General features: G+C 65.6%; 23 protein-coding genes. 20 read left to right on the top strand and 3 right to left on the bottom strand.

The annotated features are described in order from the left end of the window. Positions 1-40 precede the first annotated feature (40 nt). From RM788_RS53200 to RM788_RS43955, 9 genes are all read left to right on the top strand, one after another. On the top strand, positions 41-547 hold the full coding sequence (locus RM788_RS53200; protein ID WP_399345269.1) for a helix-turn-helix domain-containing protein: 507 nt from the start codon (positions 41-43) through the stop codon (positions 545-547). After that, positions 528-1100, top strand: a complete 573-nt coding sequence (locus tag RM788_RS43920) for a hypothetical protein (protein WP_315926476.1) — start codon at positions 528-530, stop codon at positions 1098-1100. The genes RM788_RS53200 and RM788_RS43920 overlap by 20 nt, the downstream gene beginning before the upstream one ends. Then, complete coding sequence (locus RM788_RS43925) at positions 1097-1936, top strand: helix-turn-helix domain-containing protein (protein ID WP_315926478.1); 840 nt, start codon at positions 1097-1099, stop codon at positions 1934-1936. Before RM788_RS43920 ends, RM788_RS43925 begins: the two co-directional genes overlap by 4 nt. A 123-nt stretch (positions 1937-2059) precedes the next feature. Beyond that, positions 2060-2269: a helix-turn-helix domain-containing protein gene (locus RM788_RS43930; protein WP_315926480.1), complete on the top strand. Its 210-nt coding sequence runs from the start codon at positions 2060-2062 to the stop codon at positions 2267-2269. 108 nt (positions 2270-2377) lie between these two features. Further along, complete coding sequence (locus RM788_RS43935) at positions 2378-3277, top strand: hypothetical protein (RefSeq protein ID WP_315926482.1); 900 nt, start codon at positions 2378-2380, stop codon at positions 3275-3277. 1 nt (position 3278) lies between these two features. Then, the gene (locus RM788_RS43940) at positions 3279-3653 is read left to right on the top strand and encodes a hypothetical protein (protein WP_315926484.1); all 375 of its coding nucleotides are present in this window, start codon (positions 3279-3281) and stop codon (positions 3651-3653) included. A gap of 475 nt (positions 3654-4128) precedes the next feature. Beyond that, positions 4129-4365 carry a hypothetical protein gene (locus tag RM788_RS43945; RefSeq protein ID WP_315926486.1) on the top strand — a complete coding sequence of 79 codons (237 nt, stop codon included), beginning with the start codon at positions 4129-4131 and terminating at the stop codon, positions 4363-4365. Between the two features lie 68 nt (positions 4366-4433). Beyond that, on the top strand, positions 4434-4880 hold the full coding sequence (locus RM788_RS43950) for a DUF6879 family protein (RefSeq protein WP_399345272.1): 447 nt from the start codon (positions 4434-4436) through the stop codon (positions 4878-4880). Further along, positions 4828-5742, top strand: a complete 915-nt coding sequence (locus tag RM788_RS43955) for a helix-turn-helix domain-containing protein (protein ID WP_315926490.1) — start codon at positions 4828-4830, stop codon at positions 5740-5742. Before RM788_RS43950 ends, RM788_RS43955 begins: the two co-directional genes overlap by 53 nt. 10 nt (positions 5743-5752) lie before the next feature. Here RM788_RS43955 and RM788_RS43960 read toward each other — a convergent pair whose 3' ends face one another. Then, positions 5753-6154: a hypothetical protein gene (locus RM788_RS43960; RefSeq protein WP_315926492.1), complete on the bottom strand. Its 402-nt coding sequence runs from the start codon at positions 6152-6154 to the stop codon at positions 5753-5755. A gap of 171 nt (positions 6155-6325) precedes the next feature. Here RM788_RS43960 and RM788_RS43965 point away from each other — a divergent pair, with 171 nt between their 5' ends. The 9 genes from RM788_RS43965 (at position 6326) to RM788_RS44005 (ending at position 16746) form a co-directional block, all read left to right on the top strand. After that, entirely contained in the window at positions 6326-7483 is a 1158-nt protein-coding gene (locus RM788_RS43965; RefSeq protein WP_315926494.1) for a radical SAM protein, read from the top strand. Continuing rightward, complete coding sequence (locus RM788_RS43970; RefSeq protein WP_315926496.1) at positions 7476-8051, top strand: 3'-5' exonuclease; 576 nt, start codon at positions 7476-7478, stop codon at positions 8049-8051. Before RM788_RS43965 ends, RM788_RS43970 begins: the two co-directional genes overlap by 8 nt. Next, positions 8029-8676 carry a dTMP kinase gene (gene tmk / locus RM788_RS43975; protein ID WP_315926498.1) on the top strand — a complete coding sequence of 216 codons (648 nt, stop codon included), beginning with the start codon at positions 8029-8031 and terminating at the stop codon, positions 8674-8676. The genes RM788_RS43970 and tmk overlap by 23 nt, the downstream gene beginning before the upstream one ends. Beyond that, on the top strand, positions 8676-9029 hold the full coding sequence (locus RM788_RS43980; protein ID WP_315926500.1) for a hypothetical protein: 354 nt from the start codon (positions 8676-8678) through the stop codon (positions 9027-9029). Before tmk ends, RM788_RS43980 begins: the two co-directional genes overlap by 1 nt. Positions 9030-9568: 539 nt before the next feature. Continuing rightward, entirely contained in the window at positions 9569-10813 is a 1245-nt protein-coding gene (gene fxlM, locus RM788_RS43985) for a methyltransferase, FxLD system (protein ID WP_315926502.1), read from the top strand. Between the two features lie 46 nt (positions 10814-10859). Then, positions 10860-11021 (top strand): FxLD family lanthipeptide, encoded by a 162-nt coding sequence (locus RM788_RS43990; RefSeq protein WP_315926504.1) that lies wholly within the window; start codon positions 10860-10862, stop codon positions 11019-11021. A gap of 94 nt (positions 11022-11115) precedes the next feature. Further along, positions 11116-14115 carry a lantibiotic dehydratase gene (locus RM788_RS43995; protein ID WP_315926506.1) on the top strand — a complete coding sequence of 1000 codons (3000 nt, stop codon included), beginning with the start codon at positions 11116-11118 and terminating at the stop codon, positions 14113-14115. After that, positions 14112-15347 carry a lanthionine synthetase C family protein gene (locus RM788_RS44000; protein ID WP_315926508.1) on the top strand — a complete coding sequence of 412 codons (1236 nt, stop codon included), beginning with the start codon at positions 14112-14114 and terminating at the stop codon, positions 15345-15347. The genes RM788_RS43995 and RM788_RS44000 overlap by 4 nt, the downstream gene beginning before the upstream one ends. A gap of 514 nt (positions 15348-15861) precedes the next feature. After that, positions 15862-16746: an NsdA family TPR-like regulatory protein gene (locus RM788_RS44005; protein WP_315926509.1), complete on the top strand. Its 885-nt coding sequence runs from the start codon at positions 15862-15864 to the stop codon at positions 16744-16746. Here the strand turns inward: RM788_RS44005 and cutA are convergent. After that, on the bottom strand, positions 16733-17062 hold the full coding sequence (cutA, locus tag RM788_RS44010; RefSeq protein ID WP_315926511.1) for a divalent cation tolerance protein CutA: 330 nt from the start codon (positions 17060-17062) through the stop codon (positions 16733-16735). The two genes, RM788_RS44005 and cutA, sit on opposite strands and share 14 nt — an antisense overlap. A 529-nt stretch (positions 17063-17591) precedes the next feature. Further along, a complete protein-coding gene (locus RM788_RS44015) occupies positions 17592-18803 on the bottom strand; it encodes an ISAs1 family transposase (RefSeq protein ID WP_315926513.1) in 1212 nt (403 codons plus the stop codon). Positions 18804-19014: 211 nt separating this feature from the next. Between RM788_RS44015 and RM788_RS44020 the strand changes: the two genes are divergently transcribed. Further along, a complete protein-coding gene (locus RM788_RS44020; RefSeq protein WP_315926515.1) occupies positions 19015-19305 on the top strand; it encodes a helix-turn-helix domain-containing protein in 291 nt (96 codons plus the stop codon). Between the two features lie 644 nt (positions 19306-19949). Beyond that, positions 19950-21851, top strand: coding sequence for a hypothetical protein (locus RM788_RS44025; RefSeq protein ID WP_315926517.1), 1902 nt, complete (start codon positions 19950-19952; stop codon positions 21849-21851). Positions 21852-22119 lie beyond the last annotated feature (268 nt).

A 22119-nucleotide genomic window follows, 5' to 3' on the forward strand; every position in this document is an offset into this window, starting at 1 on the left:
ACCCGTGGATCCGCAGAAACTGCCCGCCCGCACGTGGATCATGGGCGCCCAACGAGAAACACCGGCGGCGAAGTGTCGGTATCCCTACGACGACGGTGAGCCCGTCCAAGAGATCGCCACCCTCATAGGACGATCGTCCGGCTTCGTGAAGCGGTCGATCGAGGAGGCCGGAGGGACTTCGCGATCCACCACGAATCAACCCAAACGAACCACGGTGCACCGGCATGAACTCGCCGCCCGACTGCGGCGCCGATACGGACAGGGAGCATCCACAAAGGACCTTGCCACATGGAAGGTCGGATCGACCAGCTATGTCCGCACGCTTGTTCATGAGGCAGGGGAAGATGATGCGTCCGCGCGGCCAGGTCTCACGTCAGGACCAGGCTCGCCACCTCCGGATGCGACTCAACCGAAGCGACGACGACCGGTGACCGGATCCGTTAGAGCAGGGGAGGGCTGTGGGCACGGAAAGCTCGAGGCCGTAGATCGAGGCCGTAGATCGAGGCACTGTCCACACAGGAGTCGCCATGACCGCCCTCACGCTTGACGCGACACGTGCCCATCGCATGCTCATCGCCGTGCTCGGTAACGACATCGTCGTGTCGGAGCCGTTGGTCGCCGTGCTTGTCGACCACGAACTCGACATCGCACACCCGGTCGTAACCGACCTCGTGGACACCGGACGAGCCCGACTCGACACGGCGGTTTCCACCCACGTCCACGGCGACGTCTACCGCCTGCCGCGGACAATGGATCCCGGCGACACGATCACCGCGGTCTCCCGCAGCCTGGACGAACCCCGATCGAACATCATCGGGTGGTTCGCCGCGCGCAGCCGGGGCGACACGCGAACTGGACACCCGCGCCTGGTGGGCCGACCCGACACACCTGTGGCGTACCGGGGACCGGGCATTCGGCTCGGGGTACGACATCCACACCCAGTGCCCCCTGACAAGCCCGCACGACACCGCACGCACGAACAACGGCCACCCAGTGAAAGGACCCATCCGGTGCCCACGGCCTCCACAAGAAACACCCGCCGCGACGTTGTCGTGATCGGCCATGGCCTCATCCGCCGTCGAACGGGCGGGGCGTCGTGACGGCACCGGAACGATCGCAACTGGCACGGGACCGACTGTCGAGTGAGTTACGCAGGCTGCGGACCGAGGCCCGGATGACCGGTACGGCCACGGCGCAAGCGACCGGTATGAGCCAGTCGAAACTGTCCAAGATCGAAAACAGCATGCTGCTGCCGTCCGTCATCGACGTGAAACGACTCGTCGCGGAGCTATCCGCCACCAGGCAGACCCGATTGGAACTGGTCGAACTGGCCAGACAGCTGCATGCCGAACTCGAGACCAGACGGGTGGTCCTGCACCGCGGGGCCCACCGCCACCAACAGGCCGTCACCCGTATCGAGACCCGCGCCACCACCAGCCGCTTCTTCCAACTCGCCGGAGTCCCCTCGCTACTGCAGAGCGAGAACTACCTCCGTGTCGTACTGGCCGCCACGCCACACCATGAGCCGGACACCGCTGTCACCATCCTACGAACCCGACACGCCCGACTCGACGACCCGAACAAGAAGTTCGTCTTCCTGCTCACCGAAAGCGCCCTGCGGTGGCGGATCGGCACCGCGGACCTCATGTGCGACCAGATCGACCACCTCACCCTGATCATGCGCAGACCCAACGTGCAACTGGGCGTCGTGCCCTGGTCGGCGGACGCGAACATGGTCGCCCCGCACGGGTTCCAGGTCTACGACGAGCGCGCCGTGACGGTCAGCGTGCTCACCGGGAACGCCATGATCACCGACGCGCACGACGTCCGCGAGTACGTCTCGCTGTTCAGCAGGCTGGAAAGGTTGGCAGCTCGCGGTGATCAACTCAAAGCGCTGCTGTCCCGTATCTCCAAAGACCACCGCCGGCTCGGCTGAAATCGACGTCCACCTTACCGCCATTGACATCGGCTGCTGTTCCGCCCACGCATTCGATGGCAGCACCTCGCCCACCGACCGCACGATCCCGCTTCCCATACCGAACGAAAGAATGACGCCGCGATGACCGAATTCAAGAAAAGTGCCCGTATCACCGGAGCCACCCGGACCAAGCTGGGCGCCGACCTGAAGAAGAAGTACGAGAAGGGCGCCAGCATCCGTGCCCTGGCCGGATCCATCGGGCGGTCCTACGGCTTCGTGCATGGCGTGCTCGGCGAGCCCGGTGTGAGCCTGCGCGCACGTGGCGGCGCTACACGCACCAAGAAGCACTGAACACGTCGCCGCACCTGATGCGCCCAGCCGGAACCGCCGCTCGCCACCACCACGCACCGGGCGGACGTCCACGCGATCAAAGGACCCCAAACGATGCCACCATTACCCGTGTCGGCCGAGAAACCCGACGAGCCGCAGACGCCTGCCACACCGAATGCTCCTCACCTGGAACAGGTCCACGACATCCTGACCCGGCACGACATCGACGCCGACCCTGCCGAAATCTGCACCCGCGCTGCGGACCTCGCCCGGCACGATGCCGGCCACGCCCAATACCAGGCCGGTCACGCCGGCGGCATGACCGCCAGACTACTGGGCTATCTGCGTACGATCCTCAGCCTCGCGGGCCCCACCGTGGTATTCCTGCTGCAACCCATACCGGAGATTCCACCGCTGAGCCGCTACGCCTTGATCGTGTTCACCCTGACGGGCGTGTCGACCTACCTCTACACGTTCCGGACCGGCAGCCCCCGGATCACCCGTACCCCCGGTCCGGACGCCTCCGGATGGCTGGGCGTGGTCGGCATCCCCAGGAATGAACGGACACCAGAGCGCTACCTCGAGCACTACGTCCTGCGCGCCGTCGACCTTGTCGGGCCTACTCGGCGGAAGCGGCCGACAACGGCGACATCGCCCACGGTAGGCACCTACGCAACCAACACAGCATCTCGGCCTCGCCGCAGTGATGCTCACCGGTGTGCTGTGCGCTGTCCTGCTCGTGCTGCAGTGGTGACACCAACCGCGAACCTGCTGCTGACCACGAACACCCACATGTCTCGCTGCCCACCACAGGTAGCCGACCGGGAAGGCAACCAAGCACCTCCTTCTCCACTGAGGAGCATCAACGTGACCGGTTTCTCCCACGAGTCCGATCGTCGAACCGCGGCGCGGGCAGCCGCAGACGAGTTCATCGCAGCCTCCCAAACCAATGACCCCGGCGCAGGGTTACTTCCCCTTGGCCGAAAGGAGATCGCACACGGACTGGAGGCTGTGTGGCCTTGTGGTTGAGGTGCTGCTGACCCTGCATCGGATCTGTCCTCCGGACTTGTGCACCACGCGCGGCGGTCCCGATCTGACCCTGCTGGTTCCCGTCCTGGACGACCCGTTCGAGGTCCTCGCCGCCGCAGCCCACCCGTCTCATACCGAGGACCGTGAAATTTCCGATGCCTCCGACATCAGTCGGATCGAACGCTCCATCGCCCGCGCAACCTCCACGCGCCTGAACCTCCAAGCCGCGTTGGACTCCATCACCGAACAACCCGATGACACGGCAGGCTTCCTGGCAGCGATCGGGCTACTGGTCCAGTTGGTGCGCGAGGACGTCATCGCCACCTTCCCCCTGCTCGCTCTCGCTGTTCACGCCGCATCACCGACTACGCGGTGATGGACTCTCGCGAGGGTTGAACGACCAGCGAGAGTGCGACGCCCCGAACCCACCTCCTGTGCTTGCTGACACCGGGGACGACCGTGCCGATACTCGGCAGGCGCGGCGGTCCGGTCCGTGCCACTCGTTTCGCTACAAAGTCCTTGCACGGCTGCGATCGGTGGCCGAGTGCTGCTGGTGTCGTCCCGGACCGAAAGCAAACAGGTGGTGCGAGTGGGCGCATCGTCGGTTGCTCATACCGCCACGGCGGGTCCGTGTCGCGTGCGACACGGGGTGCTTGACGGCCAGTACAACCGTCACGTATCCCGAGGGACACCGCGTCAGGTCGTCCGCAACCGGGACCGGCCGTGCCAGCACAAGGGCAAACCCGTGCCCTGAACCTGAAGTCGCCGTTCCCGGTTTCGCGTTGACGTTCCTCACCTCCTCCGTCACGATGGGAGAGCAACTATAAGAAACTTGCTCGCAAGGAGGCACGATGCGCGTCCAGTTCCTCGGCAAGGACCCTGAATCGCAGGTCGACAACTCCCCGACGCTCTACGCCACTGATCGGGACGACCGCGTCACCTACATCGCCCAGGGCTGGAAGGTGACGGACCCGGAGGCCTTGGCCGCGATCGGGCCGGTCCCCGACCACGAGACGCTGATCGAAATCCCCGAGGATGTGCTGAAGTTCTACGCCCGCCGCTACGCGCTGGAGGAGGGACTGTCCTGACCGAGCTCATCAAGCCGGGTGAGGAGTTCAGACAGCTCTTCCACACCTTCGAGCACACGGCTTTCCGCCTGGAGACGTTCGACCAGTACGACGCCACGTACGAGAACGAGTCGCTGCGCAAGTTCCTCGCAGGTGAACCGGACGACCTGCCGTGGATGCAGAGCTGGCTGTCCATGTTGGGTGAGGCAGCTGCGGAGGGGCGGACGTTTGCCCGTGTGCGGGTGGTGACCACGCCGCTCACGGACTACAGCCGTTTTGGTGTCTGGTGCTCCCAGTTCACCGGCGGCGCGGGCGAGGACATCCGCTACCTACCGCGCGACCAGGCCGAGGGGCTGCCGAAGCACGACTATTGGCTGTTCGACTCCCGCAAGGTGGTCCGGATGCACTTCGATGACGGGATGAGCTTCCTGGGTGGCGAGGTCGTAGATGACCCCGCGGAGATCATCCAGTACAACTACTGGCGTGACGCTGCCAGGCATCACGCCGTACGACGGGAAGACTTTGCCGCAGAGTAAGGCCGTGAGCGCTACAAACGTCCACGAGGCGCGAACAGCGCTGGGCAACCGACTCCGCGAGCTTCGCCAGCTAGCCGGTCAGACCGGCAAGCAGCTCGCGGAGTCGCTGTCGTGGCAACCTTCCAAGGTCTCCAAGATCGAGAACGGCAAACAGACACCGAGCGCCGAGGACATCAAGGACTGGACGCGCATCACCAACAGCACGAGCCAGGCGACCGCCCTCCTCGCATCTCTGCGCACACTGGAGACCCAACACGCCGAGTGGCAGCGCATCCTCAAGGGCGGCATCAGGCCGCGGCAGAACGCGCTCGCCGAGTTGGATCAGAAGACCAGGCTGTTTCGGGTGTTCGAGGCAACGGTGATCCCTGGGCTTCTCCAGACCTCCGAGTACGCCCGCGCGCGCTTCGCGGAGAGCATCCGCGTGTTCAAGTTGGCCAACGACATCAACGAGGCCGTGGAAGCCCGGTTGAAGCGTCAGGACATCTTCTACCGGTCCGACAAACGCTTCCACTTCGTACTCACCGAGGCGGCCCTGCGCTTTCGCCTGTGCTCCCCCGAGGTGATGCTCGGCCAACTCGACCGCCTGATGTCGCTGTCGGCACTGCCCAACGTGAAGCTCGGGATCATCGGGTTCGAGACCCAGTACACGGCGTCTCCCTGGCACGGCTTCTGGCTCTACGACGACGACAAGGTGCTGGTCGAAACCTTCTCGGCAGGCCTCAACCTGGCACAGCCGCAAGAGATCGCTCTCTACGCCACCGTGTTCGAGGAACTTGCCTCCGTCGCGAGCTACGGCCGCTCCGCACGGGGAATCATCAACCGCGTCATCGCTGACCTCTCGCCCGATGACGCCGAAGCGTGACGCCGCAGAACTAGGAACGCATACGAAGGTGCTGCTCGATGAGCGCGACGTCCTGCACGTCCTTCGGGCGACCGAGCGCGCGCTTCCACTTCAGAACCTCGGTGAGCGGAGCGAACGGCACGTCGTCGATGATGTCCGCCGCCTCGACGAGTTCTTCAACGGTCGGGCTGTAGTCGCCGTAGACCCAGGTTTCGTCGGTTTCGAAGATGCCGCTGGAAAGGTGCAGGCCGCTGCTGCGCGTTCCCATCTCCGCCCACCCTGACGCTTTCAATTCCTCGTAAAGCGCCGTGGTGACGAACAGGTCGACGTCGGCCGTATCGCGAATGCCGTGCGCTGCCAGCGGGCCCGCGCCGAACACCACGTACTGCCGCTCCGGCAACTCCAAGGCCTTGACCTGCTCAAAGATGTCCACCGCGCCAACGGAGCGACGTCACATGTGGCGTGCGAGGACATGGCTCGCTATTGCCCGTCTCCCTCACCTTCGCCTCGATTGCGAGCAATTCCGAGCAACTTGCTGTTCTGGCCTCCGTCGCTCTGCTTAGTCTCCAAGAGCGCCGTCCCCGTCGATCTTGGAGAACGCCACGTGATCACGTCCGTGCAGTTGCTCACGAAGGACCAGATCGCCCGCTTACCCGTGCGAGTTCAGGAGGTGGTCGAGTATCGCAAGAGCGGTCTGAGTCTCAACCACATCCAGGGGTGTCCGCTCGGCTGCGTCTACTGCATCCGGCACACCTACGGGCTGTGGGACGAGAACCAGCCGCGTGCCCTCATGTCCGATGCTCACGCTGTCGAAGAGTTGGTGAACCACCGCTACTTCCAGCCCCATGTCACACCGATCCAGCTCTTCAACCGCGCCACCGAGCCCTTCTTGCCCAAGGTCCGCCCCCACACGTTCGCCGTACTCGAAGACCTCGATGCCCGCGATCTGACCAACCACGTCCTGGTCATCACCCGCCACCAACTCAGCGAGTACGACATCGACCGCTTGAACCAACTCCACCACCTGAAGGTGACGCTGCTCTTCACCTACTCCGGCATCGACAACCAGAAGATCGAGCCCTACCCCTCGCACGTCGTTGCCGACTCGCTCAAGCTGATGAGTGCCCCCGAACTGCGCAAGTACCGCACCGTCTTGTACTGGCGTCCCCTGGTCCCAGGCTTGAACGACACCGACGAGCACCTGGCCGCCGCGCGCGAGTTGAGCAAGCACGCCGACGCCACCGTGTTCACCGGCCTGTTCTACCGCGACCAGATCGCCCAGTACTACAAGGCCAATGGTCTTCCCGAGCCCTACCAGGACACCGCACGCCGCAAGATCGTCCCCGAGACGTTGGAACACCGCGTCCTGGAAGCCTTCTCCCACTCCGCGGCGCTGTTTCGCAAGACCTCGTGCGCCGTGTCCTACGCGCACGGCCTGCCCGACTACAACGGCCACATCGGCATCCGTGAACTCTGCGACATCTGCCCGCTGAGCCAGCTCGAAATCTGCACCAACGCTCACCGCGTTCCCACGGTCGAGCAGCTACACCAGATCGCCAGTGTCTTGCCCGAAACCCGGTCGGTCAAGGTCGTGGAGATCAGTCCGAGAGCCGCTGTTGTCTCTGGCCTGGAGACCGAACAGCCGCGCTACTTCCTTCAACACGCGCTTGGCTTCCAGGTGCACGACGAGCGCCACCCCCACCACGCGAACCGCCATGGCCGCGCGGAACTCGGTTGGAAGGACACAACAACAGATGACTGAGTGGCAGAGCCTCAACTACGTCGTGGTCGACGTCGAGGGCAACGGGCAGCAGCCACCCGACCTGGTGGAGTTGGCCGCGGTGCCGATCGTCGGCGGGATCATCGGGGAGCCGACGAGCTGGTTGGTGAAGCCTGATCAACCGATCACCCACTTCGCCAAGAAGATCCACGGCATCAGCAACGATGACCTGGCGGACGCGCAAGTCTTCGCCTATATCGAAGCCGACGTGCGCAAGGCCCTCGACGCTTCGGCGCTGATCGGCCATGCCGCTCACGTGGACGTCGGTGTCCTCCAGCGCAAGTTCGGCGACTGGGAATGCCCCGAGGTGTTCGACACCCTCAAGCTCGCCCGGCGCCTGCTGCCCAACGAGGACAGCTACAAACTCGGCGCACTTGTCGACAGGTTCGATCTGGCTGACGATCTGGACGGCCGGCTCAAGCCGCATCGTGCCACCTATGACGCCCTCGTGACTGCCAGGCTCTTCGTTCACCTCGCCGGCCGCCTGTCGCTCGAAGAGCTGCGCACCCCGTCAGGGGGTGGCAAGGATGAACCCCCGGCTCTCTTCTGACCGCGGCTTCGGGTTCTTCGTCAGCGTCGACGGGCCAGGCGGAGCGGGTAAGACGACCATCGTCCGGCACCTGGCCCAGCTCCTCGTTGCCAAGGGTGAACATGTCCACGTCACGGCCGAGCCTTCCCAAGGACCTATCGGCACCATGGCGGCTCAGCTGACCGAGACGGTCACCGGCCACGCCCTCGCCTGCTTGTACGCCGCCGACCGCTACCACCACGTCGAGACGGAGATCCAGCCGCTTCTCACGAGCGGTCATGTCGTGGTGTCCGACCGCTACATCGCTTCCGGGCTCGTGGTTCAGCGATTCGACGGCGTCGACCCCGTGTTCCTCTGGCAGCTCAACGAGGACGTCCTGCAACCGGACCTCACGGTCATCCTTGAAGCGGACCCCAACGTGATCGCCCAGCGACTCAGTGAGCGCGGACCGCACAACAGGTTCCAGCTCACCAAGCGCAGCAGCCACACCGAGGTCGAGTTCTACCGCGAGGCAACCGCCCATCTGGTGGGCGCGGGATTCGAACTGTTCACCGTCGACTGCGCGAGGCAGCCACCAGAGCAGTCTGCCTCCGCGATCTGCGACCGGGTGATGATCCTGCTGACGCAGAGCAGAGAGCTGGTCTGATGAATCTCCCGATCGTCGAGCAGGAGGCGGTCCGCCAGTACCCCGAACTTCACACGCTTGTGGTAGCCCGACGGTCCGGATGGATCTTCCGCACCCTGGTTGAGAGCGGCCAGACCGTGGGGATTGCCGGGAGCCTCAGCCGCCAGCAGTACACCGACGCGATCTTTGTCTTCGACCGCAGCAATGTCAGCGCTGCCCGCGTGCTCGATGACACGTACGGCGGTGGGTGCGTGTGGTGCAGAGAAAGGGCCGATCTTGAGGAGGTCGTCACCGATCTCCTCGGCCTACCCGAACCAGGTGAATCGGGCGCTCCCAATCTGGTCAAGCGCTCCAGTCTGTTGTGGACGCCGTGATGAGTCAGGTTCCGCAACCCATCTTCTTCCCGATCCTCCTTTGTCCTGCTCTTCGTCGGCTTACTCAGGAGGAGTTGGATCCACGATAGGTGGCGACGATGAACGCGCTCGCGCGGGTAAACGGTGACGTGCAGGCTCAAGCCGATGTTCCTGCCGTATGACGGTGAAGCCTCACAACAGGAGAGCCCAATGACGACCGGGAACGAGTCGACCACGCCCACCCGACAGCCAGGAGTCGGACCGGCCACGTCCGCGAGCGTTGCGGCGTCCGCTGCCCTGATCTTGCTCGACGAGCAGGACGACTGCGCCATCGTCGGCGCCGGGATCGAGTGCGAGGCGCTTCGTGGTTCCTGCGTGTTGTGGACCGGTGGTGTCTCATGCGGATGGTGACGAATCAGGATCTGTCCTGCTCGGCGCGGTCGATGACCTACACGGAGCGTGTCGGGTCGGGAAATCCTACGCGTCGTCGACACTGCGAATGATCATCCGTGGGCGTGTGGTTGCACTGCCCACAAGCCCGCTACTGGAAGAGTGATCGGGTGAACACGCCAGAAACAAACAGGACCAGCGCACCTCCACGCGCGGCGGACCTGCGCGCGACGATGGTCCACCAACTACGACTGCACGGCGACCTGCGCACCGATCAGGTGACGAGGGCATTCGCCACCGTGCCTCGCGAGGCCTTCGCCCCCGGTGAACCGCTGTCGAAGGTCTACGACCGTGCCGCCGTCGTGATCACCAAACGCGACGAGCACGGCCTCGCGGTGAGCTCGGTGTCCGCACCGTGGATCCAAGCCAAGATGCTGGAACAAGCCGACATCCGCCCTGGGATGCGGGTCCTGGAGATCGGCTCCGGCGGCTACAACGCCGCCCTGATCGCGGAGCTGGTTGGCCCGCAGGGCGAGGTCACCACCATGGACATCGACCCCTTCGTCGTCGACCGCGCGACACAGTTCCTGGACATCGCTGGCTACCCGCAGGTCCGGGTCATAGCGGGTGACGCCGACGTCGGCCTTCCCGATCACTCGCCTTTCGACCGGATCATCGTCACCGTCGGTGCTCCGGACATCCCACCCGCGTGGATCGAGCAGCTCGCCGCCGACGGCGTGCTCGTGGTCCCGCTGCGACTGCGCGGGCTCATGCGCTCGATCGCCTTCACCCGCCACGACGACCGCCTGGTCGGCACCGACTACGAAATCTGCGGGTTCGTCGCCATGCAGGGAGCCGGTGCCTCCAACGAACAACTCGTGCCACTGGGCGGCCCGGACATCGCTCTGCGCGTGGATGGCGACCAGCCCGTGAACGGTGAAGCATTGAGCACAGCGTTGGCATCGCCGCGCGTGGTGCACGGCTCCGGAATCGAAGTCGGCGGGACCGAATCCTACGACGATCTGGACCTGTATCTGGCGACCATGCTCGACGACTTCGGTCTGCTGATGGCCACCCAGGCCGCGATCGCGACCGGAGCGGTGGAGAAGTCCACGCGTATGGGAGCCAAGGCCGCCTTCGGCGTCGACAGCTTCGCCTACCGCGCTCCGCGGGCGACCTCCGAAGACCGCAGCGCGTTCGAACTGGTCGTGTACGCCCACGGACCTGACGCCGACCACCTCGCCGGCCGCTACGTCGAGCTGATCCGCGACTGGGACCGTACCCGCCGACACGGGCCCGGCGCCCGAATCGACGTCTACCCCGCGACAACGCCCGACCCTGCACTTCCCGCTGGCCGAGTCGTCCGCAAGAAGCACACGGTCGCCGTGATCTCCTGGCCGTCCACCCCGTCCTGAGGAGGACGGCCAGGTCGACCCATCCCGCCGAACCAGAAGGAGAGCCATGGTCGTCCTAGCCAGGAGTTCCAGCATCCAAGTCGCCACGGAGTTCGATCTCGACCTCACGATCGTCTCGTCCGGATCCGTGGCGCCCGAACTGAGGTCGAACACCGACGACGGCTGCGGCCAGACGTGTGAAAGCGCCTGCTCCAACAGCACCTGCTGACGCACCGGTCGCCGTGACGGATCACGGTCAGGTGGCGGGGTGCCTCAATCATCCCGCCACCTGACCACCGTTCACCCCAGAGGGGGAATTGAGCTTGTTCACCGTCATCGACGCGGCACTGCTTCGGATGGCCAGCCGACCGCTGACCGACGACCAGTCATGGCCGACCCTGGACGGCGATCACGTCACCGAATGGCGGAACTGGATCAGCGAGGTTTGGAAGGACACCGCGTTCGCCCGCGCTGTCGAGACGGCCAGTCCCACCCTGGCGCGCCGAGTGAACACGATCCGAGCAGGCACCGAACAGCGTCCCCGTATCGTGCGCGGCACGGTCACGTCCGTGCTGCGCTACCGACTTCGCGCCACCGGCCGGGCCACCCCATTCGGGCTCTTCGCCGGAGTCGCGCCCACTACGTTCGGACCCGCCACCACGGTCAAGCTCGGCGAGAACCATCGCGTCACCACGCGCGTGGACGCCGTGTGGCTCGCCGACCTGATCACCACACTGGAACGCTGCCCGGAGTTGGCCCAGCGACTCCCGGTCATGATGAACAACGCGGCCTTTCTCCGTGACGACCGGCTCGTCATCAGTGTGCGCCAGGATCCCTCCGCCGGACACAACGACCCCGCCGAGGTCTCGATCCGCCACACCCGCGCAATCGAGATGATCGGCCACGCGGCCCGGACACCGGTCGGCCGCCACGATCTCGTAGACCAGCTCCGCGCGGCATTCCCCGACACACCTGACGAGACCATCTCACTGGTGCTTGATCAACTGGTTGAGCAGCAAGTCCTCATCAGCGCACTTCGCCCCCCGATGACCACGGCCGACCCGCTCACCCACGTCCTCGGTGTTCTCGCCGACCTTCGTGCCGACGACATCCCCGCCGTGGCCGACCTCCTTACCGACTTGCGCGACCCCGAACACCACAATCCCGACCGGCCCCACTCCACGGACCTACGAGTGGATGCCGAGGTCGTCCTGCCCCGCATTGTCGCCGCCGAAGCCGCACGGGCAGCAGAGGTCCTGGCACGGCTGACACCACGTCCGTCGGGCAAACCGATCTGGCTGGACTACCACCGCCGCTTCCTCGAGCGCTACGGCATCGGCGCCGCAGTGCCGCTGCTGGACCTGGTCAACCCCGACGCAGGCCTGGGATTTCCCGCGGGCTATCGAGGATCGCTGCACCCGATCTCCACGGCCACGGACAAGGACCGCGATACCGCACTATTGCGGCTGGCTCACACCGCCGCGCTCGGCCGCACCGTCGGGATCGCCCTGGACGACGAGGCCCTCACCGCGCTGTGCGTCGACACCACCGCGCAAACCCAGTGGCCGCCCCACCTCGAACTGGCCGTCCGCATCCACGCGGCCAGCGTCGACGCCCTCGACCGTGGCGACTTCACCCTGATCGTGACCGGCGCGTTCCGTGCCGCCGGCACCACCAGCGGCCGATTCCTCGACCTGCTCGACCCGGCTGACCGCGACCGCATGACCGCCGCGTACACCGAACTACCCACGATCAACCACGACGCGCTCCGCGTTCAAGTGTCCTGCCCGCCGGTCTACCTCGACACCGAGAACGTCGCCCGCAGCCCCACAATCCTGCCCGACCTACTGTCGATCAGCGAGCACCACAGCGACACCGACGGCGGCGCCGTGCTGAATCCGGACGATCTGCTGGTGGTGGGAGACGCGCATCGGTTCCACCTGTGGTCACGATCGCTTAACCGACCAGTGGAGCCGTCGGTGTTCAACGCGGTGGAGTTCACCAACGCCACCCACCCCCTGCTGCGATTCGTCTGTGAACTACCTGCCGCCCGCACCGCGGCGTGGGGAGCGTTCGCGTGGGGGATCGCCGCCGAGCTCCCGTTCCTGCCCCGACTGACCTACCGGCGAACCATTCTCTCCCTCGCCCGCTGGAAACCGACCAGCGGCGACCTGCCGGGTCCTGACACGTCCGACACCGAATGGACGGCCGGCCTGGCCGCGTGGCGCACGCGGATGATGACACCCGCGGTGGTCACCCTCGGCGGAAACGATCAACGCATCCGCCTGAACCTCGACGAACCAGCCCACCGCCACCTGCTACGCGCACACCTCGATCGCCACGGCCAGGCCACCCTCCACGAAGCCCCCAGCAGCGACCAACTCGGCTGGTTCGGCGGACACACCCACGAAATCATCGTTCCCCTCGCCAGAACCACCGCCCCCACTCGGCCACCGCTGCGAACCCGAACGACGCGGGCCATCCAGATCAGCACCGACGACGAGCACGTGCCGGGGGCCGGGCATTGGGTGCACTGCAAGCTCTACGGCAACCCGGATCGGCACACCACACTGCTCACCCAACACCTTCCTCGTCTGTTGTCCACACTGGACGAGAGATCGTGGTGGTTCCTGCCCTACCGCGACCCCGACGACCACCTCCGCCTCCGTATTCGACTTGCAGAACCAGCCGAATACGGTGCAGTCACAGCCCACATCGGCGCCTGGGCGAAAGATCTCCGCAACCGTCGACTCATCACAGCGTTCCAGTTCGACACCTACCGGCCGGAGACCGGAAGATTCGGCCATGGCACCGCCATGACCGCCGCCGAGACCGTGTTCGCCGCCGACTCCGCCGCCACCCTCGCCCACCGCGCGCACCTCGCGGGCCCCACCGCCGCCGATCCTCGGGCCCTGATCGCAGCCGGACTGGTCGACTTGGCCGTCGCGTTCACCGGCACCACCACAGGCCTCGAATGGCTGATCACCCACGTCAACAAGGACCCGATTGCCTCTCCCGGTCGTGCACTCCATGACGAAGCTCTCCGCCTCGCTCATCCACGCGACGACTACGCGAACATTCGCGGCCTCCGCGGGGGCGAGCACATCACCGCGGCATGGGCACGACGACGCACCGCGCTGGCCGACTACCGCGACGTGCTGACCCGTGAGACCGACCTCAACCCGGATGCCGTGCTGGCCTCACTGCTGCACCTGCATTGCGTCCGCGTCAACGGACTCGGTCCGGTCAACGAACGAGTCGCGCACCGCCTTGCCCGCAACGCAGCATTAAGCCAGATCGCTCACCCCGGTGGGAAGTCATGAACCTTCACGACTCGGACCTGGGGGACCTGGCGGACAGCATCCTCTCCGCCCTGCACGATCCCTCGATCTCGGACGCGCCCCACCACACCGGCCACATCGCGCAACCACAGTCACTGGCCCGCGGCGCCGCAGGTATCTCCCTATTACACAGTGAGCTTGCCTTCACCCGCCCCGACCACGCCACCACAGCCCATGCCTGGCTGACCGCGGCCTCAGCCGGTGACCTCAACGGCCGCCCCGACGCCGGTCTTTTCTACGGCGTACCCGCCCTGGCCTTCGCCACCAGCGCGGCCGCGGACAGCACCGGCCACTACCAGCACACCCTCACCCAACTCGACGCCGCAACAACAGCCCTGACCCACATCCGGCTCAACGCCGCACACGACCGCATCGACCGCGGCGAACTCCCGGCCTTCGCGGAATTCGACGTCATCAGCGGCTTGACCGGGCTCGGCGCCTACCACCTGCTCCGCAACCCCCACCACGACGTGACCTCGGCAATCCTGTCCTACCTCGTGAGACTGACCGAACCTCTCCCCAGCACAGGCGGACTGCCGGGCTGGTGGACCGATCACGGCCCGCTCCGCCAACCGCCCACCGTGTACCCCGGCGGACACGGCAACTTCGGTATGGCACATGGGATCGCCGGCCCTCTGGCACTACTGGCACTCGCCCTGCGCCGCGGAATCGCCGTTGACGGTACAACCGACGCGATCTCCCGCATCTGTGCCTGGCTCGACAGTTGGCAGCAAGACAGCGCCGTCGGAACCTGGTGGCCGCGCACAGTCACTCTCGACGAAGCCCGCACCGGACAGGCCGTACACCACGGCCCTCATCGACCTTCGTGGTGCTACGGCACTCCAGGCATCGCCCGCGCTCAACAACTTGCCGCCATCGCCACCGGCGACGTCAGCCGTCAGCGCATGGCCGAGAAGGCCTTGGCCGCGTGCCTTGACGATCTGACCCAACTCGGCCACATCATCGACTCCAGCCTCTGCCACGGTGCCGCGGGACTACTGCACACCACCTGGCACGCTGTCAACGACTCCGAATCCGATGTGCTCTCCGACCACCTGCCGAAGCTGCGCACCCTGCTCGGCTTGCACGCGCGTCTCCCTCCCGGCGACACGGGACTTCTGGAGGGAACTGCTGGTGTGGCGCTCGCCGTTCTTGCATCCGCCACTGACACGCGTCCACTGTCGAAGTGGGACTCCTGCCTACTGCTCGCATAGGCCGGCCGGCCATCACGAAGCTAAGCCGAGCGGTGAACGGCAGCATTCTCGAGGGTGAACCCGGTTGTCGCGCAACCGCTCCAGCCACATGACGGTCTTCCGTCAGCGCTATCAGGACTGCTGCACGCTCGCTGACGAACTCGGACTGGTAGTGCTGCCCGATGACAACTCGCGCCCGACCAACGAGATCCTTGGAGCGTGCACTGCGCCGGCATAAGTCTTCAGCGCGTCCCGATTTCCGTTCTTTGCTGCCAATCGGCGCACGTACGCGCGGATGCGGTCCCGGTCCTCGGGGAACACTCTGCTGGCCGAGGCGGTGGCGGCCTCACGCAACCGACGCCGGAGCTCGACACCGGATGCGAGCAGGACAGACCGCTCTCACGAGGCGCTCGACCAGATCGAAGGGGACGGTGACGTGAAGCGCCGCGAGTTCGTCGGTTTGCTGGCCGCGACGGCCCTGCCCGTGGCGTCTTCCCCGAAAGCAACCTTCCCCAGTAGGAGTGGGAGATTCGGCGTGATCGATGTACGACGCCTGGCCGCGCGCACCGCCCGCCTGCGTCGCCTGGACAACCTGCTCGGTGGCGCGGACACCCACCAGCGCTACCGCACGGAGGCCGCAGCGACCTCGGCGACGCTCGCGGCCGCGACGTGCTCCGCAGCGGTGCGCCGTGCCGGGCTGTCGACGTTGGCCGAGCAGCAGCAGCTGGCCGGCTGGGCAGCGTTCGACGCAGGCCTGCACGGGGTCGCCAAATCGCACCACCTGACCAGCCTGGACACCGCCACCGACGCCGCGGCGCCGGCCTTCGCGGGCAACGCACTGGCATTTCTGGCCTACCAGTCGATCAGCGTCACAGGCCCTGACGTGCAGACCGCAGCCGAGTCCGTGGACCGGGCCCGCGACGCCGGGACTCCGCGGATACGGGCCTTGCTACTGGAGCGGCTGGCATGGACCCACGCGGTCGCAGGCGACGTCCGCGAGACCGAACGCGCCCTGGACGCCGCCGAGCACGCCGTCACCGAGCAGACCGACGTCCCCGAGCCGGACTGGGTGTACTGGGTCGACGCCGACGAAATGCGCATCATGGCCAGCCGCTGCTACACCCAGCTGCACTTGCCGCTGCGTGCCGTTCCCGCGCTGACCGACGCGCTGGACAGGTTCGACGACACCCACGCCCGCGACAAGGCCCTCTACTGCACCAGCTTGGCCCGCGCCTACCTGCACGCCGGGGAAGTGCCCCAGGCCGCCCTGGTCGCTGCCCGCGTGATCGAACTTTCCGACGGGGTCGGGTCGGTCCGGCCCCGTCGACACCTGGAACCGGTGCTGCGCGCCCTGCGGCCCCACCGCACCGTGCCGGAAGTCGCCGAACTACTGGAGTTGGACGCAGCTACACCGGTGTGACGGTCCGTTCCAACCACGCCAGGTAGTCCTGCGACGCCGCGACCACCGGCACCGCGGTGATCTCCGGGTTGTCCCAGACATGACCAGCGCGCAGGTGCGCCTCCAAAGCCGGGTAGCCGGCGGCCGTGGTCGTGAACGTCACCCTCCACTCCGGCTGCCGTACGGCCTCACCCTCGTGCCAGGAGTAGGCGTCGACCGGTCCGATGACCTCGGCGCCACCGGCCAGGGTCGCAGCCAACGCCGACTGCGCCAACTGCCCGGCCAACTCCACGGTGTCGGTCGTCGTGCTCACCTTCAGCGCGCGCGTGTCATCCATACCGATCACCCTAACCAGGCGCGACCCCGGCCACCTCGGAGTTCATATTGCCGCTCGCCATCCACATACCCGTTGGTGTTCACGAGCTTGTCCGCTGTCGCCCTCGTGGATATGGCGCCGAGTGCCAACCAGGACCGGCCCACACCGTCGGCCACGAGCCCGTCCACCGAACCACCGGCCGTGACCAAGCGGCACCGAGCCCCCCGACCAGGCATACACAGAAGCCACTGGGACCGCGCAACCCTATGCGCGGCCGCCTGGCGAATCGCAATGTCCGACTGCAACCTCGATGCCGGCCGCAGCACTGGCGTGGGGTCGATCTCAGGGATCGCATGTAGATCGCCGCCGAGGCCCACGCTCCCAGTGGGTGATCAGCCGTGCTAGCCGGAGGGCACGCGGCCAACTGGACGGCGTCGGCTACGGCCTGGGTGCTCGGTGTGCGGCTCGGCATCGGCGCCTCGGTACTCGCGATTACCGAAACTGCATAGTGTGTTTTTCCGGTGACGGTACGTCAGAAAACTGTGCAGGGTCATTGCGTTGTGGGGTAGCTGCTGGTCACGGCAGAGATCAGGTCGTGTGATCGGCGGTTGGCGCGTCGAAGGGCACGAGCGATGTTGGTGTCGCCGTTGGTGCGGTGCCAGCCGATCGCGGTGTTGCGCAGGGTCGCGATGACGGCGGGGCCGGTGCCTGTCCGGGCTTGGTGTGAGTCTTCACGGAACGTTACGTCGCGGACGTGGTGGATCTGGTTCTCGATGAGCCATTCGCGGCGGATCCAGTCCAGCAGATCGGCTGGCAGGGCATCGCTGGCGGGCAGGGACACGGTGAAGTAGACCGTTTCACGGGTGGTCTTCGTGCTGGTGGTGCGGCTGCGAGTGATCCGGACGGCCTGTTGGGCGTGGGGGAACAGGATGCCGCCGGGGATGCGCAGGGTGAGGGCTTTGACGGTGCGGGTCTCGCGGCGTCCGTGACCACGGTCGTGGGTGCGGTCCCCGGCCGGGATTTGGGGCCAGGGCAGGGATTTGAGCTGGGCGAACAACTTCGGCTGGTTGCCCTTGACCGCGGTGATCAGGTGGGCTCCGTGGGCGGCGACTTGCTGGGCGTGGCCGGTTTGGGTGTGCAGCGCGTCGGCGACGAACACGATGTCTTTCAGGCTGCCCGTGACCTTGTGGACGGCGTCGAGAAGCGGTGTGAACGCGGGGATTTCGTTCGATTTCGTGTTCACGGTGACCTGGGCCAGGACGATGCCGGTGCTGGTGTCCAGTGCGGAGAGCAGATGGACTTGGCGGCCGTCGTGGACGCGGGCGCCGCGCAGGGTTTTGCCGTCCACGGCGATGATGTGGCGGTATCGGCGGGGTTGGAGTGGTACTGATTGCCGGGAGCGGGTGGTGAGCCAGCTGGCGAGGATGGTGGCCAGCAGGTTGGCGTCGAGGCGGGTCAGCAGCCGCCATATCGTTGTGCCGGCGGGGATGCGGTCGAAGCCGAGCCGGTGACGGGTTTGGCTGTCGAGATCCTGCAGCCAGTCGGTGATCGCCGCGAATGATGACGCGCCGGCCAGGACCGCGCAGACCGCGACCATGAGCAGGGCGGGCAGCGGGTAGCGGATTCCGCGCGGGTCACGCGGATCCGGGACTTTCGCCAAGGCGTCCAGCAGACCGCCATGCTCACCATCGGTGACGGGCGCTGGTGGGGTGTGGGTGGAGGGTGTCGTGACGGTCAGTGCGGTGATGAGAGATGATGTCATCGGCGGGTGGGGTCTTCCTCGGAGTCGTGAAGCGTCGCAACTCCATGATCACCGATGCGATCTCATCCGCCGCCTACGCCTCCTCAAAGGCCCTTCACTCCGCAAATCCCCAGCTCAGCGCATTGCTGTCTGACTACGCAATCGCCCTGGAAAACTGTGCTGGATGGAGGCCATTATTTCCTGAGAATGGAAAGTTTGACAGAAGCTGAGAGTGCGGGTGACGATGGTGTCAACCCAGGAAGCTCCGGAGGTCGATATGACCGGTAAGCGCGTCAGGAACGCGTCTCCCAAGGAAAATTCGCGATTCTTGTCGGTCGGCGCCGTGGCGAAAATCTTCGGCGTCTCAGCCCAGACCGTCTATCGGTCGATCCATGACGGTCAAATCGCGGTCGTACATTTCCGCGGCCGTATGGTGATCCCGGCTGCGGTCGTGGACAAGTTGGAACAGGACGCGCTCGATCAAGCGAGCATTGAGGAGTCGTCGAACGAAGCGGCCTCGTGAAGACGGACTTCGCGGACGGCATCGGACCGGCGAAGCAGGCTGCATGCACGTAGTGCCCATCCGCTGAACATGCCAAGGGCATGTGTCAATGCCACGAGGTGGAGAATCGTGTGATCGCAGCATATGTCCGCCATGTGCTGACGGTGGATCCTTCAGTTCGGCGCCTTTTCATCAGGATCCTCGCAAATCGTATGAATCTGGCTCTATGTGCTTGGCTGGTCGTCAAAACGTTTGGCAAATCTGATGGGAAGCTATTGGTTTTTGCTGGCTTGATCGACGCAATTGCTCCACGGATTACCTGCTGAGCTCATTTGGCATAAAATATGAATTGCCGTTTCGTTGGCTGGCCGTAGTGGATATTTAGGTAGCCATTTTCTATGTCGTGTCGACGCATGTCGAAGTTATCCGGGATATTTCCTGGACGTCATGTGCAGGACTGAGATCCCTGGGGGAACCATTTCTCGCACTGGCTCGATCATGTATGTCGTTGCTGTTAGGCAGCTTGTCCTGGCGGCTGCTGAGCCCAATTCAGGTGTCGAGTGTGCCTTGATGCCGAGCAAAAGCAACTGCGATCGACCACGCTCGCGGCTCGGTTCGCTGGCACCAACGGCGCTGGCTGAGGCCGAAGAATCCGTGGCACCGCAGTGACCTCGTCCGCACCTTCGTCCGCATGGACGCTGGCCCCCCTGCTCGCAGCCCGACAGTCGGTCAGACTGTGGAGCCCGCATCGAGGCTACGACCACGCACGTCGGCTGGGCCGCGCGCTGCCCGAGCAGCCGGCGGCGATCCCGCTCTACGACAAGCACCGCCGAACCACGATGCTCGCCCTCGACTTCGATCCCAAGGGCTACGGACCTGAGCGTGTTCGCGGGGATGCCGAGCAAGCGGTGGAGTGGGTGCATCAAGCAGGCGGCCTGACGATCGTCGACGAAAGCACCCGAGGCGGCCGGCACGTCCTAGTGCCTCTAGCCGATGATGTGCCGCTGGCGGTACGGCACGTCATGCCAGTCCTGCGCGCCTTGGCCGCGCGCCTTCTAACGCTGGACATCACCCCCATGAGCAACCCTCGTCAGGGCTGCATCACCGCACCGGGGTCGCCATGCAAAGAAGGCGGCCACAGACGACTCCTCACCCCGCTGGACGACGCGTTCACCGCTGCCCGCACCCGATCGCAACACGGCACCATCGCGCGCCTCTCAGCCCTTCTGTCCGTGCAAAGCCCGGTCCAGCCCCATGGTTCGGTCGTGCGGGGTAGTCCGCAGGCCAGTGCTCCGGTGTACCTGCACTCATCTGACGATGACCGTCTGCCCGCACTGATTACTGGCACGGTGCCATCGGTGATCTCGGCGTTCGCGCTAGCCGGGGTACTGCCCGATCGCCGCACTTGGCGTGGCGAGGAGTGGACCCGACACGAGGCCCGTCAATCGTTTCTCGCGCACGCCGTGTTGCGCGGCCTGTCCTTGAACAACGTCCTGACCAGTGTCCACACAGGAGTGTGGCCCGGCTTTCGTGACGCCTACAACCGCTACGGGCCACGGTGGGAGCATCGGTTGCGGTGCGACTGGGTCAAGGCCATGACGTGGGCTGCGGAGGTAGAACCGGCATTGCGGGTTTCCGGCCATCAACAACAGCACACCGGGGGGAGGGTGGCACTGCGTTCGTGGCTTGCCCAAGCCGAAACCTGGACGATGACCGCCAGCACCCTGTCAGGGCAGACCCGGTGGACGGCACTGGCGATCTGGCAGGCACTGGCCTACATCTCGCAGCTGGAACGGTCCCACGTGGTAGCCCCCGGCAGACGGTGGCTCTCCATCGCCGCAGGGCTGATCAACGACAAGACCGTCTCCCAGGCCCTGCGCTTCCTGCGTGAACTGCCCGGTGCGCCCATCCTGCTCGTCGAACGGGGCAGCGGCGCCGCAGCGGACAAGTACGCCTTGGTGACACCTCGCAGCGACGGGCACGAGATCGAGGCCGATCCGACCCTGATCGCACACAGGAAGGTCGGGCCGGTCCACCCGGCCTGGCACATCCTCGGCCTGCCCGCCAGGCGGGTGTTCGACGCCATAGAACGCCATGCACGCCACCACCGGGCATCGGTGCGGCCCCTCGACCTTCCCGAACTCACCGGCATGTGCACCCCCCAGGTCTACCAAGCCTTACGGCGACTCGCGAAGGTCGAGCTCCTGCACCGCGGACGCGACTGGGTCGCCCGCACGACCCGCACCCTCGCCGAGATCGCGACCGAACACGGCCTCGCCGAACTCCGAGCCGAGCGCATCGCCCACCACCGACGCGAGCGACGCGCCTGGCACGACCTGCTTGCCCAGTGGGAAGAACCATTCGCCCGCCAAGACCTCGGCGACCCGGTCGCCCTGCCGGCTGACCCGCTGAGTCCCACCGAGCGTGCCGACTACCTCGCAGTCGTCATGGCCACCGGCCCACCACCGCAGGAGCCCGAGTACCTCATGGCCGGAGCCAGTTCGGTGCACGAACGTTCTATTGACTTGCTGGAGGAACTCCTGGGCGCCTCGCCCGTGACGGCGTGATCGCTCGGACAGGTAGTGGATCGGCTACATCGCACTTGGTCGTGGTCGATCCACACGATTCGCACGAGCGAGTTGGCGACAATCCGCACGGGCCAGCTTCACGCATCCAAGCAATGATGCTATGCAGAGCTACCGGTCGGTGCCTAGTCTGCGAGTTCTGCGGTTTTTCGCTCTTATCTCGTGACTCTATGTCAGGCACGTGCTTAGGGTGTTTCTTGTCGAGGTCAAGAGTCTCCGTGAGACATCTGCGATCGAACGCCACGCGGTG

Source organism: Umezawaea sp. Da 62-37 (assembly GCF_032460545.1).
GTDB lineage: Bacteria > Actinomycetota > Actinomycetes > Mycobacteriales > Pseudonocardiaceae > Umezawaea.

Bases quoted from the DNA above. Each gene is read 5' to 3' on its own strand.
- RM788_RS43920 (WP_315926476.1), top strand. From the start codon at position 528: ATGACCGCCCTCACGCTTGACGCGACACGTGCCCATCGCATGCTCATC.
- RM788_RS43945 (WP_315926486.1), top strand. From the start codon at position 4,129: ATGCGCGTCCAGTTCCTCGGCAAGGACCCTGAATCGCAGGTCGACAAC.
- tmk (WP_315926498.1), top strand. From the start codon at position 8,029: ATGAACCCCCGGCTCTCTTCTGACCGCGGCTTCGGGTTCTTCGTCAGC.
- RM788_RS44000 (WP_315926508.1), top strand. From the start codon at position 14,112: ATGAACCTTCACGACTCGGACCTGGGGGACCTGGCGGACAGCATCCTC.
- RM788_RS44015 (WP_315926513.1), bottom strand. From the start codon at position 18,803: ATGACATCATCTCTCATCACCGCACTGACCGTCACGACACCCTCCACC.
- RM788_RS43980 (WP_315926500.1), top strand. From the start codon at position 8,676: ATGAATCTCCCGATCGTCGAGCAGGAGGCGGTCCGCCAGTACCCCGAA.
- RM788_RS43990 (WP_315926504.1), top strand. From the start codon at position 10,860: ATGGTCGTCCTAGCCAGGAGTTCCAGCATCCAAGTCGCCACGGAGTTC.
- RM788_RS43930 (WP_315926480.1), top strand. From the start codon at position 2,060: ATGACCGAATTCAAGAAAAGTGCCCGTATCACCGGAGCCACCCGGACC.
- RM788_RS53200 (WP_399345269.1), top strand. From the start codon at position 41: ATGGGCGCCCAACGAGAAACACCGGCGGCGAAGTGTCGGTATCCCTAC.
- RM788_RS43970 (WP_315926496.1), top strand. From the start codon at position 7,476: ATGACTGAGTGGCAGAGCCTCAACTACGTCGTGGTCGACGTCGAGGGC.
- cutA (WP_315926511.1), bottom strand. From the start codon at position 17,062: ATGGATGACACGCGCGCGCTGAAGGTGAGCACGACGACCGACACCGTG.